This window comes from Acinetobacter halotolerans, assembly GCF_004208515.1.
Classification (GTDB): Bacteria; Pseudomonadota; Gammaproteobacteria; order Pseudomonadales; family Moraxellaceae; genus Acinetobacter; species Acinetobacter halotolerans.
The window spans coordinates 127,775-145,355 of record NZ_SGIM01000007.1 but is presented as its reverse complement, the minus strand read 5'-3'; the positions used below and the strand labels follow the sequence as shown (position 1 = coordinate 145,355).

Genomic DNA, 17,581 nt, shown 5'->3' with positions numbered 1-17,581 from the left:
ATGGCAATCACACCGCTTTATAATAAATCAATCACCTTTACAAGATTCTGAAAATTGCGATTAACTCGGTTCTTTCGGCAAGCTTGGCAAATATTCAGCTTTGATAAACTGTTTCGCAGCATAATATGGCAAAGTTAACTCACTCATCCCTTCTGCATATGACGCCAACTCATATAAAGGATAAACAAAGACAATACCATTCACACCATAATAATAATTATCGCTCACCTGTAATTGATCTTTTTTAATATTATGTTCATCTAACCAATTTTGATTAGCAGCATAAAGTTCATCCCGCAAATTTTGCTCGACGCCATCTTTGATCAACTCACTCACACTGATATGTTTTTTAGTCGATAAATCAAAATTTACAAACTCTTGATGATACATTCCATGAGCTGCACCCGCTGGGTAAGCATAACTGTGAATCGCAAAGGTCGCTAAATTATAGTTCTGCCCCACAAATCGTACATAGGTACTGCTTTCACTTAAAGATGGCTCACCTTCAGGTACTTTTACTGGTTGATCTGATAAATCAGCAAAGGCATTCGGTTCTGCCTTTTTCATGCGATTAACAAAATAATCATCAATCCACTGCTGATTGGTTTTTATCGTTTGAAGATCATAATTGGTACAACCATCTTCCAAACATACTTGTTGTTTAGGCAGCTTAACAGCGACCACTTGTGCCTGAATCAAAGGAATATTCGACTTCTCAGACTTCTCGGTTTGGGTCGTTGGGTCTGTTTTGGGCTGACAACCTGCTAATGCGATAACCGTAAGTATGGGAATAAGGGGTATAAGTTTTGATAATTTTACTGTTTTCATCGCTATGCAAGTCTCTGATGTTTTTCCCCACTATACAAAGCCTTGCTGGAAGATGAAATTAAGAAATGTATCTAGCAAAAAGCCGCAATCAATGCGGCTTTTTACCAAATTGATCAAAATGATTACTGATCAATAATATCTGTGCCTTTCGGTGGTTCAAAATTAAATACCGAAGCTGGAATGGCTTGATTGACTTTCACATTACTAAAACGGACATACGTGGTTTGACCCAATGAATCTTGTAAGATCATCAAATTCGGTGCTTTATTTACACCAAAGCTAATGGTTAAACTCTGGAATGTACTATCTTCCTGTTTAGGGTATAACGTGTAGTAACGCTTAGAACGATCAGGTTGAGTCACACGATAAGACTGCATGATCTGATTGGTATTGCCCGATAATAATAATGCTGGGGTATTGGCAACTTGATCATCTAAATTTTGACGAATTGCCTGCTGTAAATCTGGATCATAAATCCAAACAGTTTTTCCAGACGTCACAATCGTTTGTTTAGAAGGACTCGTAATCTCCCAGAAGAATTTTCCTGGACGCTCAACTTTCATCACGCCTTTAAAAGTTTGATTCATGTGTTGAGCAGTCAGTCCTTTTTTCTGAGCTGCTTTATTATTGGTCACTTTGGTGGTTTGTTCAAAATCTGCAGTGAATCGTTGTAAGCTCGATAACTGCTGAACCAAACTTGTAGTAGCTTGCTGAGCCGATGCAGCGACAGGTGCAGCATATAGCTGAGTCGTTACGACAGGCGCAAGTGTGATTGCACTAAGTGTTGCAGCATAAGCCATTTTTTTTACGAAATTCATAAAGTGAACCTGCTATCAAATTTCTACTGTAATGACGACATCTTACTGTTTTCAATCATGAAAAGAATGAAGAAAAGCATCGGTTTTGTGTAGTTCGTGTCGCAAAGTTCTGCATTATGTATGAAGTTGCAGCCTTTATGTAGAAATTGTAATAACAAAAATTTGATTTTGAATCCCAAAAAATAGTCCTACCGCTCTTCCCTTTATTTACGATATGAGAAGTGACAAATCAAGAATGATCTAGACGAAATATGAAATTTTGTTAGTCTAAAGGCGAATCACTAAAAAAGCATAAATCATGAAAAGCCTTGCATTTATCCATCGTAATGACACTCGATTTGCCATTGGGGACTTTTACCCCGCAATTTCTGTCTTTTCTCATCATGAACTTGGCAATACCACCTCACCCTTCCTGTTGCTAGATCATCTCGGACCCGGTCGTTTAGAGCCCAAAAGCAATAAGAAAGGCGTAAATGAACACCCACATCGTGGTTTCGAAACAGTCACCTTTGTGTTCTCAGGTGAGTTACAGCACATTGATTCAACAGGTAATCATGGGATTATTCAACAAGGTGATGTGCAATGGATGACCGCTGCATCAGGCATACAACATATTGAAGAGTTCAGTCCAGAATTTCGTGAGACAGGTGGCTACTTCGAAATGCTACAGTTATGGGTTAACTTACCCGCGAAAGATAAAATGTCTGCGCCACGTTATCAAAGCTTATTAAACAAAAATATTCCTAAAATCTTATTTGAAAATGATGCAGGTTATGTCCGTATCGTAGCTGGTCAATTTCAAAACACTCAAGGCATTGCCCAGACCTTTACTCCAATGAATGTGTTGGACGTACATCTTGAAAAAGGTCATCGAGTAACACTTCCTGCCAGTCACGGGGATACCACACTCATTTATTTACGTAGAGGAAAAATTCAGTTCGCCGTGGACGAAGATATTTTAGAAGAACAAGCGATGGCGATGATGTCTAGCTTTGACACAGATGTTGAAATCACCGCTTTAGAAAATTGCGATTTTTTATTCTTATCAGCCCAGCCGCTACATGAACCGCTAAATGGGCATGGTTTTTTTGTGATGAATAACTATGATGAAATTTTACAAGCTTACGATGATTTAAAAACTGGAAAGTTTGGGAAACATTCAAACGAAAACACATAAGTCCAAAAAGCAGTCATAAAAAAACCCGCAAAATGCGGGTTTTTCTGAACAATTAAAGCTTAAGCTTCAACAGTTACATAGCGACGGCCAAATTGACCTTTCACTTCAAATTTTACTACGCCGTCAGCAGTAGCAAATAAAGTATGGTCACGGCCCATACCAACATTTGCACCAGCGTGGAATTCAGTACCACGTTGACGAACGATGATGTTGCCAGCAGTCACAGTTTGACCACCGTAAATTTTAACACCCAACATCTTAGGATTCGAATCACGACCGTTCTTCGTCGATCCACCGGCTTTTTTAGTTGCCATGTCTATTTACTCCTCGTGTTAGCCTGCGATAGCAGTAATTTTCAACTCGGTAAACCATTGACGGTGACCTTGTTGCTTACGGTAGTGTTTACGACGACGCATTTTGATGATGCGAATTTTGTCGTGACGACCATGGCCAACTACTTCTGCAGTTACTTTAGCGCCAGCTACAACTGGAGCACCGATTTGAATGTTGTCACCGTTTACAAGCATTAATACGTCATCAAACGTAATAGTTGCACCAGTTTCAGCTTTCAATAATTCAACTTTAAGGGTTTCACCCTCGATTACACGGTGCTGTTTACCACCGCTTTGGATTACTGCGTACATACGTACTCCAACATGCCCGTGTCGCCGTGCCGATAAAGGGATATATCGATCTTAAGACGTACGCCACTGGGATTATACAAGGGCACAAATTTTAAGTGAAATTTGATCAAACAACAAGTGATTTTGCATAAATGCACACATATCCGTGCATTATTTATTTTTTATAATAAAATCAAATAGATTGATGACACATTGTTTTGATTGATTCTTTCTGTGATTTGCAATACATTTTCAAAAAGTAAATATGACCAAAATGAACTGTGTTTATAGAAAGTCACTTTCAGTGTCATCTCAGTATTTTGTCTGAGAAGCATCCTGTTTGTGTCTAAATTAAGATCAGAAAATACATCGTCATGTTTTAAATGACAAATTACTCAGTTGCTATCACTGTTTAGCAACAGATTACTTGGTACACTTACACCATTTACCCATCTATACGAGGTTTTTCTTCATATGGTCGTCGATTTCAAGCAAGACATTCTCTCCCCTGTTGCGACAGATTTTGCTGCGATGGATCATCTCATCAATGAAGGAATCAGCTCTAAAGTTGGCTTGGTTATGTCTGTTAGTAAACATGTAGTTGAAGCTGGCGGCAAACGTATGCGCCCAATCATGTGCTTACTCGCTGCCCGTGCCTGTGGTTTAGCCAATATGCAGCAAGCCCAACATTTAGCGGCTGTGATCGAAATGCTACACACAGCAACGCTAGTACATGATGATGTTGTTGATGAATCCAACTTGCGTCGTGGACGACCAACGGCCAATGCAACATGGAACAATCAGACTGCTGTTTTAGTCGGCGATTTCTTGATCTCACGTGCGTTCGATCTTTTGGTCGATTTAAATAACATGACCTTATTAAAAGATTTTTCGACAGGTACTTGTGAAATTGCTGAAGGTGAAGTGTTACAGCTTCAATCACAACATCAACCAGACACCACTGAAGAAACCTATTTAAGAATTATTCACGGAAAAACATCTCGTTTATTTGAACTTGCGACCGAAGGTGCTGCGATTTTGGCGGGTACAGAGGAATATCGCGAGCCTTTACGTCGATTTGCAGGTCATTTCGGCAATGCGTTCCAAATTATTGATGATATTTTAGACTACACCTCTGATGCAGAAACATTAGGTAAAAATATTGGCGATGATTTGATGGAAGGTAAACCCACTTTACCGTTAATTTCTGCATTGGCTCACTCAACTGGTGAGGAACATGCGATTATTCGTCGTAGCATCGCCACTGGTGGTGTTGAACATTTGGATAAAGTCATTGAAATTGTGCACAACTCGGGCGGTTTAGACTATTGTCAAAAACGTGCCCAACAGGAAACGGATGCCGCTTTAGAAGCCTTAAAAGCTCTACCAGATAATGAATATCGCCAAGCATTGATCAATTTGACTTTAATGGCATTACATCGACTACAATAACTTTCTGAGTGTCCATGCATTTAAATTTATCTGATTTATTTTTAAAAATGCAGGAACAGCTTGATCAACCACAAGCTGTTCTTGACGAAAACCTGATTATTGAATTGGTCAATCGTTTACGTCCTAAAAACCCCAATGACGCTGAAGAGGTTAAACAACGTCTTCAAGCCTTCGTCAGAATATTGTTACTTACCCCCACTTCCGCAACTTTATTACAAGACTTCATCGTCAGATTGATGAGTCAATACAAACAGATTAGCTTATATGCTGATAGTGGAATTTTATCTTTAGATGGTTTTTGGAATCAGTTAAGTCAACGCCTCGGCGCGCACTTCCTTCCCTTAGTCGAACAAGGCAATCAACTCAGAACACTGATTGGAAAAGTTTTTCATCAAGAAAATGATCATGAGTGGTTGGATCTGATTGAAAACCAAGACTGGATTACGCTATTTAATTTAATTGGCGAAGGTCAAAGTAATACACTCGAAAAGCAAATTTCTAAAAATGAACTGATTAAAGCCATTACGGTTTTGTCCTATCGGATTAGCGGTATTGGTCTATACCCTGAATTTATTAATGCTCAGCCCGATATTACCGAATATGAATCTCCATTTTTAGCTCAAAATCGAGATATTGTTGATTTTATTGAGAAGTATAAAAAACAAATCGACGACCAAGATGCAGTTGTGGTACTTCCACCGCCAGATGCTTCTCAAGCATTTGTAATGTTAGATCAGTGTCGTGATGTTGTACTTAAGATTCGTCGTGCCACAAGGCGAATTGGTGTCAGCATTAGTTTGACATATCTGCTTTCTTTATTAGAACAAGCCATAGACCGGATTGAACTGTTACTGAGTTTATTGGCCAGTAAAGATGAAATCCGATATAAATCACTGGGCGAACTCCTGATCGATTTAACCAAAGCCCATTATGATGAAAAAAGTGTCCGCCACTTGCTCTCTTCAACCAGTGAACTGATTGCGTTGCAAGTGACTGAAAATGCAAGTAAGACCGGCGAGCATTATGTAAGTACAGACAAAGCGGGCTTCTTTGGCATGTACAAAGCGGCAGCAGGCGCAGGTGCAATCATTGCCATGATGGCAACCTTGAAGATATTAACCGCTCGATTGGTACTTGCGCCTTTTGCCCATGCATTCTTGTATAGCATGAATTATGCTTTGGGTTTTATGTTGATCCATGTGTTGCATTTCACTGTTGCGACCAAACAACCGGCAATGACCGCCGCCGCACTGGCCTCGACCGTTCAACAGCAAAAAGGCAGTAAAACCGCACAAATTGCTGAGTTAGCAGCACTAATTATTAATATTATCCGTACTCAGTTTATTGCGATCCTCGGCAATATCTCAATCGCCATTCCTGTTGCGGCCTTGATCACTTTTTCATGGCAATTTTATTTGGATGAACCCTTACTCAATCATGCTAAATCAGCAGCGTTATTGCATAGCTTAAATCCATTTACCTCGCTTGCAATTCCCCATGCGGCGATTGCTGGCGTCTGTTTGTTCTTTTCAGGTCTCATTGCAGGTTATTTCGACAACTTAGCCGTTTATCGCAACGTCGGTCCGCGATTAAGACAGCATCGCCGCTTGAAACGCTGGATGAGCCAACAACGCCTCGATAAATTTGCTAGTTATATTGAGACCAACTTAGGGGCTTTAGCTGGTAATTTCCTGTTCGGGGTAATGTTGGGCAGTATGGGAACCATTGGCTTTATTTTAGGCCTTCCTTTAGATATCCGTCATATCGCCTTTGCTTCTGCCAACTTTATTCAAGGTTTAATGACCATTGGCTCACCTGATATTGGCTTAATCGTTGTGTCATTCTTAGGTGTACTGCTGATTGGTTTAACCAACTTGTTCGTAAGCTTTACCTTGACCATTATCGTGGCTTTACGTGCTCGTCGGGTTCGTTTTGCGCAATGGAAACCTTTGGCTAACTTAGTTATGACGCATTTCCTGACTCGAACAAGTGATTTTTTCTGGCCACCGAAGCAACCTGTTTCAGTCGAAGAAAACAATACAGTAGAAAAAAAATGAGACACACATCAAATTTTGTTATGTTTTTTTACTAAACCTTAAAAAAACATCGAAATAAATTATCATAAAATTTCAAGACTTGACCTAAAGTGTACTCAAGAGTACACTTTCAAACTCTCTATAGCCCTGAAAATGGTTATGCAAATAAAGAGGTCCGCATGCCGTACCTATTACTTTGTATTGGTTGCTTTTTTTTATTTTTGAGTGCGGTGGGATTATTTTATCCGACTACAACAACTTTAGATCTATTGAGTATTCAAGCATTATTTGAGTATCGTTCAGCTCCATTGAACCATGCCGCTATTGTGCTTTCGCTACTCGGTGGAATGCCATTTTCATTATTTTTAACTACGCTTTTGTGTATATATCAAACTTGGATTAAAAACTATAAAAGTTTAATTTTTATCACATTGAGTGTAAGTGGAAGTATTACGATTGGTTGGCTTCTGAAATGGAGCATTGATCGACCAAGACCTTTAGAGATTTACCACTTGGTCCAAAGTTATGGTGCATCATTCCCAAGTGCCCATAGTCTTTATGCTGCGACCCTTGCGAGTTTAGTCATGTTGCTGCTGCAACAGCGCAGATACCGTACTCCTGTCATTTTAGTATCTACTTTGTGGTTTATTATTATGGGGATATCGCGAATTTATGCAGGTGTTCACTACCCGACTGATGTACTTGCTGGTTGGGGAATTGGGTTAATTTGGACTTCGTTGCTTTGGTTATGGCTGTATCAAAGCAATTTCAACAACAATTTTTTTAGATCAAAAATCTAAATAGAGGTGGAACAATGATGTCGGCTAAGCTTTGGGCACCCGCCCTCACTGCTTGCGCATTAGCAACAAGCATTGCACTTGTTGGTTGTAGCAAAGATACAGAAGATGCACAGCAAGCTGCTGCTGCACAAAAAATGCCACCTACTGAAGTCGGTGTTATTGTTGCACAACCACAAAATATTGAACAAAACGTTGAACTTTCAGGTCGAACCTCTGCGTATCAAATTTCAGAAGTTCGTCCACAAACCAGCGGCGTTATTTTAAAACGTCTGTTTACTGAAGGCAGTTATGTTTCTGAGGGTCAGGCACTCTATGAGCTTGATTCTCGTGCTAACCGTGCGTCATTAGACACGGCCAAAGCTTCGCTCTTGCAACAACAAGCAAATTTAGCGTCTCTTCGGACCAAGCTAAACCGTTACCAACAGCTTGTTTCTAGCAATGCTGTATCAAAGCAAGAATATGATGACTTACTTGGTCAAGTAAATGTTGCTGAGGCTCAAGTTTCAGCAGCTAAAGCTCAGGTTAAAAATGCTGAAGTCGATTTTGGTTATTCAACCATTCGCTCACCTATTTCAGGTCAGTCAAGTCGTTCATCTGTAACAGCGGGTGCGTTAGTAACAGCGAACCAAACAGCGCCTTTGGTGACCATTCAACAACTTAATCCGATTTATGTTGATATTAACCAGTCTAGTGCAGAGTTATTGCGTTTACGCCAACAACTGAGCAAAGGCAGCTTAAGCAACAGCAACAACACCAAAGTGAAGTTAAAACTCGAAGATGGTTCAACCTATCCAATCGAAGGACAACTCACTTTCTCTGATGCTTCAGTTAACCAAGATACTGGAACAGTAACCTTACGTGCGGTGTTCTCGAACCCAAACCATTTATTACTTCCAGGCATGTATACAACGGCGCAAATTGTTCAAGGTGTGGTTCCAAATGCTTATTTGATTCCACAAGCAGCTGTGACACGTTTACCAACAGGTCAAGCGACGGTCATGCTGGTCAATGCCAAAGGGGCTGTTGAAACACGTCCAGTCGAGACTGCAAATGTACAAGGTCAAAACTGGGTGATCACCAATGGTCTTAAAGCTGGAGACAAAGTGATTGTTGATGGTGTTGCTAAAGTGAAAGATGGTCAGGAAGTTTCAGCAAAACCTTATCAAGCTCAACCAGCAAATCCACAAAATGCAACGAAACCAGCTCAAGCAGAACAAAAAGCAACTGTGAAAGCATAAGGGGCAGATTGAATGGCTCAATTTTTTATCCATCGCCCCATTTTTGCATGGGTGATTGCACTAGTTATCATGTTGGCAGGTATTTTAACCTTGTCAAAGATGCCTATTGCCCAATATCCAACGATTGCTCCACCAACCGTGACGATTTCTGCTACCTATCCAGGTGCTTCAGCAGAAACTGTTGAAAATACGGTCACCCAGATCATCGAACAACAGATGAATGGTTTAGATGGCTTACGTTATATTTCATCTAACAGTTCTGGTAATGGTCAAGCATCGATTGAAATCAATTTTGAACAAGGTATTGATCCAGATATCGCTCAAGTCCAAGTTCAAAATAAACTACAATCAGCAACGGCACTTTTGCCTGAAGACGTACAACGTCAAGGCGTAACCGTTACAAAGTCTGGTGCAAGCTTCTTGCAAGTAATTGCATTTTATTCACCAGATAATAGTTTGTCAGACTCCGATATTAAGGACTATGTAAACTCATCGATTAAAGAACCGATTAGCCGTGTGGCGGGTGTCGGAGAGGTAACAGTTTTTGGTGGCTCTTATGCAATGCGCATTTGGCTTGATCCTGCAAAACTAACAAATTACCAGTTAACCCCAAGTGATGTTGCGAGAGCGCTACAAGCGCAAAACTCACAAGTTGCAGTGGGTCAGTTAGGCGGTGCGCCTGCGGTTAAAGATCAAGTGATCAATGCCACTGTCAATGCGCAAAGTTTATTGCAAACTCCTGAGCAGTTTAAGAATATTTTCTTAAAAAATACGGCTGGCGGAGCTGAAGTTCGTTTAAAAGATGTTGCTCGTGTAGAATTAGGCTCAGATAGCTATGCGTTTAACTCAATGTTTAACGGGAAGCCTGCAGGTGGTCTGGCCATTAAAATGGCAACAGGTTCCAATGCTTTGGATACAGCAGAAGCCGTTGAAGAACGTTTATCTGAATTACGCAAAAACTACCCGACGGGTCTTGAAGATAAACTGGCGTATGACACCACACCATTTATTAAGCTATCGATTGAGAGTGTTGTTCACACCTTAATTGAAGCGGTGATCTTGGTCTTTATCGTCATGTTCCTGTTCTTACAGAACTGGCGTGCCACCATTATCCCAACATTGGCAATCCCTGTTGTTGTATTAGGTACCTTTGCTGTCATCAATATTTTTGGTTTCTCGATCAATACATTAACCATGTTTGCGATGGTACTGGCCATCGGTCTACTCGTCGATGATGCGATTGTTGTGGTTGAAAACGTCGAACGTGTGATGACTGAGGAACACTCTGATCCTGTTGCGGCGACTGAAAAGTCAATGAAACAAATCTCTGGTGCGCTTGTCGGTATTACCAGCGTACTGAGTGCGGTATTCGTACCAATGGCATTCTTTAGCGGAACCACCGGGGTGATTTATCGACAGTTCTCGATTACGCTCGTTACTGCGATGGTTTTATCTTTGATTGTTGCATTAACCTTTACCCCAGCCCTCTGTGCCACACTATTGAAGCAACATGATCCAAATAAAGCACCGAGCAATAGTATTTTTGCCCGCTTCTTTAGATGGTTTAACCACAGTTTTGAACGCGTTTCACATAGCTATCAAAACGGTGTGAGCCGCATGCTGACCGCTAAGCTTTTCTCTGGCATTCTTTATGTTGCCGTGATTGGTTTATTGGTGTTCATGTTCCAAAAACTTCCGTCTTCATTCTTACCAGAAGAAGATCAGGGTGTGGTCATGACGCTGGTTCAATTACCGCCGAATGCAACACTTGATCGTACCGATAAAGTCATTGATACCATGACTGACTTCTTTATGAGTGAAGAAGAGACCGTTGATTCAATCTTCACTGTATCTGGTTTCTCGTTTACAGGCGTGGGACAAAATGCGGGTATTGGCTTTATTAAGTTAAAAGATTGGGCGAGTCGTTCAACACCAGACACGCAGATTGGTGCACTTATTCAGCGTGGTATGGCACTCAATATGATCGTCAAAGATGCATCATACATCATGCCATTACAGCTTCCGGCAATGCCTGAACTGGGTGTTACGGCTGGTTTTAACTTGCAATTGAAAGACTCTGCTGGTCAAGGCCATGACAAACTGATTGCTGCACGTAATACGATCTTGGGCTTAGCTTCACAAGACAAACGACTGGTTGGCGTACGTCCAAATGGTCAAGAAGACACACCTCAATATCAAATCATGATTGATCAGGCACAAGCCGGTGCGATGGGTGTCAGCATTGCAGACATCAACAGTACCATGAGCATGGCTTGGGGTGGTTCTTATATCAATGACTTCATTGATCGTGGTCGTGTGAAAAAAGTTTACGTCCAAGGCGAAGCCGACAGCCGTATGATGCCTGATGACCTGAATAAATGGTATGTTCGCAACAGCTTAGGGGAAATGGTTCCATTCTCAGCATTTGCGACAGGTAAATGGACCTATGGTTCTCCTCGACTTGAACGCTATAACGGTGTGTCGTCGGTGAACATTCAAGGGACACCTGCACCGGGCACAAGCTCTGGTGACTCTATGAAAGCGATGGAAGAAATCATTGCCAAGCTGCCATCTATGGGCTTACAAGGTTTCGACTACGAATGGACAGGTTTATCACTTGAAGAACGTGAATCAGGTGCTCAAGCGCCATTCTTATACGCACTTTCATTACTCATCGTTTTCCTTTGTTTAGCAGCATTGTATGAGAGTTGGTCTATTCCTTTCTCAGTGTTACTGGTTGTACCACTCGGCATCATCGGTGCAATCCTGTTAACTTACTTCGGTATGGTATTGAAAGATGATCCAAATCTTTCGAATAACATTTACTTCCAAGTCGCGATCATTGCTGTGATTGGTCTTTCGGCAAAGAATGCGATCTTGATCGTAGAATTCGCTAAAGATTTACAAGAACAAGGTGAGGAGTTACTTGAGGCCACGTTGCATGCAGCGAAAATGCGTTTACGTCCAATCATTATGACCACCCTTGCCTTCGGCTTCGGTGTTCTTCCACTCGCGCTTTCTTCTGGCGCTGGTGCTGGTAGTCAGCACTCAGTGGGTTACGGTGTATTGGGTGGCGTAATTTCCTCAACACTTTTAGGTATCTTCTTTATCCCTGTCTTCTTCGTGTGGATTCGTAGTATCTTTAAGTACCAACCAAAAACTACAAACATTCAGGAGCATAAATCGTGATGCAAACAGTATGGTCTATTCCAGGTCGTAGCATTGCGGTATCTGCACTTGCGCTTGCTTTGACTGCATGTCAAAGCATGCGCGGCCCAGAACCGGTCGTGAAAACCGATATTCCAGAAAGCTATGCATATAACAGCGCTTCTGGTACTTCTATTGCTGAACAGGGTTATAAGCAATTCTTTGCTGACCCTCGCCTGCTTGAAGTGATTGATTTAGCTTTGAGTAACAACCGTGACTTGCGCACAGCAACTTTAAATATTGAACGTGCGCAACAACAGTATCGAATTACACAAAACAATCAACTCCCAACGATTGGGGCGAGTGGTAGTGCGATTCGTCAAGTGACCCCTACCCGTGATCCAAATAACCCATATTCAACTTATCAAGTTGGTTTGGGTGTAACCGCTTATGAGTTAGATTTCTGGGGCCGAGTTCGTAGCCTAAAAGATGCTGCACTCGACAGTTATCTTTCGACCCAAAGTGCGCGTGACTCAACACAAATCAGTTTGATTAGTGAAGTGACACAAGCGTGGCTGAGTTATTCATTTGCGACTGCAAATTTGAAACTTGCAGAACAGACATTTAAAGCGCAACAAGACTCTTATAACCTGAACAAAAAGCGTTTTGATGTCGGTATCGACAGTGAAGTGCCTTTGCGTCAGGCTCAGATTTCAGTTGAAACTGCGCGTAATGATGTTGCAAATTATAAAACTCAAATTGCTCAGGCAAGCAACTTGTTGAATCTGTTAGTAGGTCAACCTGTACCGCAAAACCTATTACCTAAGCAACCTGTGCAACGTGTTACGCAGCAAAATGTATCATCGGCTGGTTTACCGAGTGATTTACTCAATAACCGTCCTGATGTTAAAGCTGCGGAATATAATTTAAGTGCTGCAGGTGCAAATATCGGTGCTGCAAAAGCGAGATTATTCCCGACCATTAGTCTGACAGGTACAGCAGGTTATGCATCAACCGATTTGAGTGATCTTTTCAAATCAGGCAATGCATCATGGTCAATCGGACCAAGTCTCGATTTACCAATTTTTGACTGGGGCACTCGTAAAGCCAATATTAAAATCTCTGAAACTGATCAGAAAATTGCACTGTCTAACTATGAAAAGTCTGTACAGTCTGCGTTCCGTGAAGTGAATGATGCACTGGCAACACGCGCCAATATTGGCGAACGCCTAACGGCTCAACGTCGTTTAGTTGAAGCAACCAATACCACCTATAAACTATCTAATGCTCGCTTCCGTGCAGGTATTGATAGCTACTTAACCGTATTGGATGCTCAACGTTCTGCGTACTCAGCAGAACAAGGTCTATTGTTACTACAACAAGCTGAACAAAATAATCAGGTTGAGCTGTATAAAACATTGGGTGGTGGTCTAAAAGCCACAACGAATGAAACTGTAGCACCTCAACTTTCGAGTTCAGAAAAGCACTACACACCATAATCTTTGTGTTTTTTTCAAGAAAAGCTCACTTCGGTGGGCTTTTTTATTGCAAGCGTGCTCAATATTTCTTATCTTCAAGGTCAATGTTTAATGGTATAAAAAATACGATGTTATTGAGCAATTTAGAATCAGTTCCCGGTCACGAGATTTTACGTCAAATTGATGTTGTTTATGGCAGTACAGTTCGCAGTAAACATGTCGGTCGAGACTTTCTTGCTGGTCTAAAAAATATTGTCGGGGGGGAATTAACAGCCTATACCGAATTGTTAGAAGAGTCTCGCCAAGAAGCGATGCAACGTATGATTGAGAAAGCAAAAGGCTTGGGTGCCAATGCTGTCGTCGGGATTCGTTTTTCCACATCGAATATTGCACAAGGCGCTTCAGAGCTTTTTGTTTATGGCACTGCTGTGGTGGTACAACCGATTGTTCCAAAACTCCCAGATCCATTTAGTTCATAGGAAAATGCAATGGATGGCTTAATTTTTCAAATTGTCATTTTCCTGATTCTCTTTTCTGTAGGTTGGGGCTTTGGTCGTTATAACGAACAAAAACATTTGAGAGAGCTAGATGAAAAAGAGCGCTTGTTGGCCGATATTCAATTGGATAGCCGTCGATTTGCAAGCAGCGAGTATGCTGGGCATTTAATTAGCAGCAATGTGGTCATTTCACACGATTATTTTAAATTCATACTTGCATCGATTAAAAATATCTTAGGTGGCCGCTTAATCAGTTATGAAAGTGTCGTCGAACGCGCTCGTCGCGAAGCGATTGTGCGTTTAAAACAACAAGCTAGATCCATGGGAGGCAATCAGATTTTAGGCGTGCGCCTCAGCACCACTGAAATGGGAATGCAAGGCGGAATGGTTGAAGTGTTTGCCTATGGCACAGTGATCATCACACCGCATTAAAAAAATGTCCTGTGCAATTTCAATTGGACAGGACATCCACCTTACGCTGCAAAAATCGCTTGCCAATAGTGATAGATTTTTTCCTCACCATCCTCTAATTTAAACTCATAAGACATCTTGCGAGTTTCAATAATTTCAAAATCTACAGGATGCTTAAATATCGCCCCTGCGTAAGCAAAAGTGTGGTATTCACCATTTTCACCACATACATCAACCTCTGCGGGCATTCGCTCAATTAAGGCTGCATCAATATCTTGCCCAATAAAACTGTCATCTAGCTTGGTCGCGTCGGTCACAATAATTTTGGTGCGAATCCCAGAAGCTAGAAAATCCTGCATCACCTCAGTTGAATTGAGATTCCATATCGGTTCGACCACTTCGATCCCTAAAGGATGTAAACGATCTTCTCGATATTTGCGTACATCACTGAGGTAAATATCCCCAAAGATAAAATGTTGAACACCCTGTGCTTTAAAATGATTTGCAGCGTCCTGCATTCGTTGTTCATAGATATTTATATCTTTGGGCAACAGCACTGGGTACAACGGAATCCCAATACTTTCAGCTTGCTTTTCAAGCAGTGCATATGGAATGGCATGCATCGAAGACAATTCAGTTTCTTCATTGACCGTTGTTAATAATGCAACAACTTCGAACTCATTTTGCTGCATTACAGTATAAAGGGCTAAAGCTGAATCTTTTCCGCCACTCCAATTAAAGACTGCTTTTTTACGACTACTCACACTTATTTCACTTTGCTTTTACGAATCATTTTGTACAACAAACTCGGTGACAAGCGCGATACCAACACCCCCAGTTGCTCTTTTTTACCGCCGACCACAATATATTCTTCACCAGCCATTAGCGATGCAACCACACGTTCCGCAAAAATATCAGCATCTAAGCCATTTTCAATCGCTTCATCCTGATGACCTTGTGGCTTTCCTTCACCATTTAAGGCGTTAAAGGAAACATTGGTTTTGACAAAACCTGGGAACACCACAGACACGTCAACCCCATCTTTAGCCACTTCAGCACGCAAGCTATTTGCCCACATGTGAATTGCGGCTTTGGCAGCAGAGTAACTCGCACGGTATTGCGTACCCAACAAACCAGCGACACTCGAAACAAAGACCACACGACCTGATTTTTGCTTTAAAAAAGTCGGCAATATCGTTTTGGTCAAGAACACTTGCGAGAAATAATCCACTTCCATGATAGTGCGTTCAGCTTGCATGGTGGTGTCTTGAATCAAAGCGCGTTGGCTCAGTCCAGCATTATTGATGAGCCAATCAATACGTCCTTTACATGCCAAGACTTGCTCATAAGCATGACGAACTTGTGCTTCATCGGTAATATCAGCGGCAATTGAAATATGTTGCTCAGGCTTGAGTAGACCGATGCGAACGGCTTCTAACTCGTCGTAACGGCGTGAGGTCAACACCACCTGTGCACCTTGCAAAGCACATTCACGCGCCAAAGCTTTACCTAAACCAGAAGATGCTCCAGTAATCCATACCACTTTATTTTCAAGAGTTTTAAGCTTTGCCATATCTCTATCCTCTGTCCGTTGGGTGACGCATAAATTTTAGGAAATAATCAACATAAGTCACTGCCACTTGCTGATCAAGTTGCGTCGCTAACTTTTCTAGACGCTTATAACCGAGATGTGTGGTCATATTGATCACACCATTTAAAGTTTTATCGACCACAAAATTGAACTTTAAACATTTTTTAGGTTCACGAATTAAGTGGGTAACCCCTGCATCAATCACTTCTGTCAATCGTTTCAGAGCATTTGCAATTTCACGACTATCGCCTTCAGCAAGTTTTTGGGCTGAAGTCATCACCTGCTCAGCAAGCTTTTGCTCTACAGGATAAGTCATGTAAATCATGTCATCTTCGATTAAAAGCGTTTTCGATAAATATTCCACCAAAGGGACTAAACGTTCATTGCCAAAAAATGAAATAGACCAAGGCATATATTTCCGAACAGCTTCTAATATTTGCTGAATGACTTTTTCAGATTCACCTGTTTTAGAATAGTCTTGATTTTCGTGTAATAGCACCATGAAGACTTGTTCAATCACTTCACAAGCCATTTCAGACAGAACACTCCCCAATGCATTTGCCTGACTTTCTTTGCTCGCTTGCAATAATTGTGTCCGAATATGGGCAAATCTTGCGTAAGTATCTGCATGAATATTTAAATAAACGGCGGTCTTCATCCTCACAACCTTAATTTTTTGAGTTCCATAAAAAAAGACTTGTCAAAACAAGCCTTTCATCAAATTAAATGATCTTTTATATCGTATTGGCTTTCCCTACCGACTTTAGCACAACCTAATTCGGTTCTGTATGCATAAGTGCCAAAAAATGATTCACACATGCGGTAGCCGCTCCAGTGTCGACCTGTGTTCCCATTTTCTCTAAGCGTTTATAACTTAATTGTGCGGTCACATTAATAACGCCACTTAATGTTTTATCCACCACCCGATTAAAGTTCAGACATTTCTTCGGTTCACGAATCAAATTGGTTACACCTAAATCTACGATGTGAATCAATGTTTGAAAAACATCCATCATGTCCTTGATTTCATTTTGTTTTAATTGTTCCACCAAGGTATGTACTTGTTGTACCAAGTGCTGGTCTATCGGATAAGAAACATAGACCTGTTCATCATGATATTTGATCATATCTGAAAAATAATTGGCAAAAGGGCATAAACGATCATTGCTAAACAAAGCAATCGACCATGGCATATATTTACGTACAGCCCCCGTGATTTGCTGAATGACTTTTTCTGATTCTTCTGAATTTTGTTGGGTTAAATGTGAGGGTTTACGGTTTTGAATCAGTAAGACCGAGAAGACTTGCTCCACGATGTCACATGCAATCTCTGAAAGCACTTCCCCCAAGACTCGCGATTGACTTTCATCACTGCCCGCATTTAATTGTTGACGAATCGACTCAAACTGCCCATGTGTAACTTGATTAATTTTCAAAAGAATTGAATAACTCATAGAAAACATCCTTATTTAAGTTTTAGCATTG

The 17,581-nt window shown here is 41.1% G+C and carries 16 protein-coding genes and 1 pseudogene; 9 read left to right on the top strand and 8 right to left on the bottom strand.

Annotation, left to right across the window (positions count from 1 at the left end):
* Positions 1-60: 60 nt before the first annotated feature.
* Positions 61-828 (bottom strand): RsiV family protein, encoded by a 768-nt coding sequence (locus tag EXE30_RS10050; protein ID WP_407641640.1) that lies wholly within the window; start codon positions 826-828, stop codon positions 61-63.
* Positions 829-950: 122 nt separating this feature from the next.
* Positions 951-1,646 (bottom strand): outer membrane lipoprotein chaperone LolA, encoded by a 696-nt coding sequence (gene lolA / locus EXE30_RS10045; protein ID WP_130162260.1) that lies wholly within the window; start codon positions 1,644-1,646, stop codon positions 951-953.
* A 298-nt stretch (positions 1,647-1,944) separates the two neighbouring features.
* Between lolA and EXE30_RS10035 the strand changes: the two genes are divergently transcribed.
* Positions 1,945-2,823, top strand: a complete 879-nt coding sequence (locus EXE30_RS10035; protein WP_130162259.1) for a pirin family protein — start codon at positions 1,945-1,947, stop codon at positions 2,821-2,823.
* 59 nt (positions 2,824-2,882) lie between these two features.
* On the opposite strand, the gene rpmA is transcribed toward EXE30_RS10035, so the two are convergent.
* Together rpmA and rplU are read right to left on the bottom strand one after the other, a co-directional pair.
* Positions 2,883-3,137, bottom strand: a complete 255-nt coding sequence (rpmA, locus tag EXE30_RS10030) for a 50S ribosomal protein L27 (protein ID WP_005296333.1) — start codon at positions 3,135-3,137, stop codon at positions 2,883-2,885.
* A gap of 18 nt (positions 3,138-3,155) precedes the next feature.
* Positions 3,156-3,467 carry a 50S ribosomal protein L21 gene (gene rplU, locus EXE30_RS10025; RefSeq protein WP_121928602.1) on the bottom strand — a complete coding sequence of 104 codons (312 nt, stop codon included), beginning with the start codon at positions 3,465-3,467 and terminating at the stop codon, positions 3,156-3,158.
* A 453-nt stretch (positions 3,468-3,920) separates the two neighbouring features.
* Here rplU and sdsA point away from each other — a divergent pair, with 453 nt between their 5' ends.
* The 8 genes and pseudogenes from sdsA to EXE30_RS09985 all read left to right on the top strand — a co-directional run bounded on the left by sdsA (position 3,921) and on the right by EXE30_RS09985 (position 14,526).
* Entirely contained in the window at positions 3,921-4,898 is a 978-nt protein-coding gene (gene sdsA, locus EXE30_RS10020) for an All-trans-nonaprenyl-diphosphate synthase (RefSeq protein ID WP_130162258.1), read from the top strand.
* 14 nt (positions 4,899-4,912) lie between these two features.
* Positions 4,913-6,955, top strand: coding sequence for a site-specific recombinase (locus tag EXE30_RS10015; protein ID WP_130162257.1), 2,043 nt, complete (start codon positions 4,913-4,915; stop codon positions 6,953-6,955).
* 158 nt (positions 6,956-7,113) lie between these two features.
* Positions 7,114-7,738: pseudogene (locus tag EXE30_RS10010) on the top strand (phosphatase PAP2 family protein).
* 10 nt (positions 7,739-7,748) lie between these two features.
* Positions 7,749-8,972, top strand: a complete 1,224-nt coding sequence (locus tag EXE30_RS10005) for an AdeA/AdeI family multidrug efflux RND transporter periplasmic adaptor subunit (protein ID WP_130162255.1) — start codon at positions 7,749-7,751, stop codon at positions 8,970-8,972.
* A gap of 12 nt (positions 8,973-8,984) precedes the next feature.
* Complete coding sequence (gene adeJ / locus EXE30_RS10000; RefSeq protein ID WP_130162254.1) at positions 8,985-12,161, top strand: multidrug efflux RND transporter permease subunit AdeJ; 3,177 nt, start codon at positions 8,985-8,987, stop codon at positions 12,159-12,161.
* The gene (gene adeK, locus EXE30_RS09995) at positions 12,161-13,618 is read left to right on the top strand and encodes a multidrug efflux RND transporter AdeIJK outer membrane channel subunit AdeK (protein ID WP_130162295.1); all 1,458 of its coding nucleotides are present in this window, start codon (positions 12,161-12,163) and stop codon (positions 13,616-13,618) included. Before adeJ ends, adeK begins: the two co-directional genes overlap by 1 nt.
* Positions 13,619-13,725: 107 nt before the next feature.
* Positions 13,726-14,076: a YbjQ family protein gene (locus EXE30_RS09990; RefSeq protein WP_130162253.1), complete on the top strand. Its 351-nt coding sequence runs from the start codon at positions 13,726-13,728 to the stop codon at positions 14,074-14,076.
* 9 nt (positions 14,077-14,085) lie between these two features.
* The gene (locus tag EXE30_RS09985; protein WP_130162252.1) at positions 14,086-14,526 is read left to right on the top strand and encodes a YbjQ family protein; all 441 of its coding nucleotides are present in this window, start codon (positions 14,086-14,088) and stop codon (positions 14,524-14,526) included.
* A 41-nt stretch (positions 14,527-14,567) separates the two neighbouring features.
* On the opposite strand, the gene EXE30_RS09980 is transcribed toward EXE30_RS09985, so the two are convergent.
* From EXE30_RS09980 to EXE30_RS09965, 4 genes are all read right to left on the bottom strand, one after another.
* A complete protein-coding gene (locus tag EXE30_RS09980; RefSeq protein WP_171457360.1) occupies positions 14,568-15,275 on the bottom strand; it encodes a Dph6-related ATP pyrophosphatase in 708 nt (235 codons plus the stop codon).
* Positions 15,272-16,078: an SDR family NAD(P)-dependent oxidoreductase gene (locus EXE30_RS09975; RefSeq protein WP_130162250.1), complete on the bottom strand. Its 807-nt coding sequence runs from the start codon at positions 16,076-16,078 to the stop codon at positions 15,272-15,274. Before EXE30_RS09975 ends, EXE30_RS09980 begins: the two co-directional genes overlap by 4 nt.
* Positions 16,079-16,082: 4 nt before the next feature.
* Positions 16,083-16,754: a hypothetical protein gene (locus EXE30_RS09970; protein WP_130162249.1), complete on the bottom strand. Its 672-nt coding sequence runs from the start codon at positions 16,752-16,754 to the stop codon at positions 16,083-16,085.
* 115 nt (positions 16,755-16,869) lie between these two features.
* Positions 16,870-17,550, bottom strand: coding sequence for a hypothetical protein (locus EXE30_RS09965; RefSeq protein ID WP_130162248.1), 681 nt, complete (start codon positions 17,548-17,550; stop codon positions 16,870-16,872).
* Between the last annotated feature and the right edge of the window lie 31 nt (positions 17,551-17,581).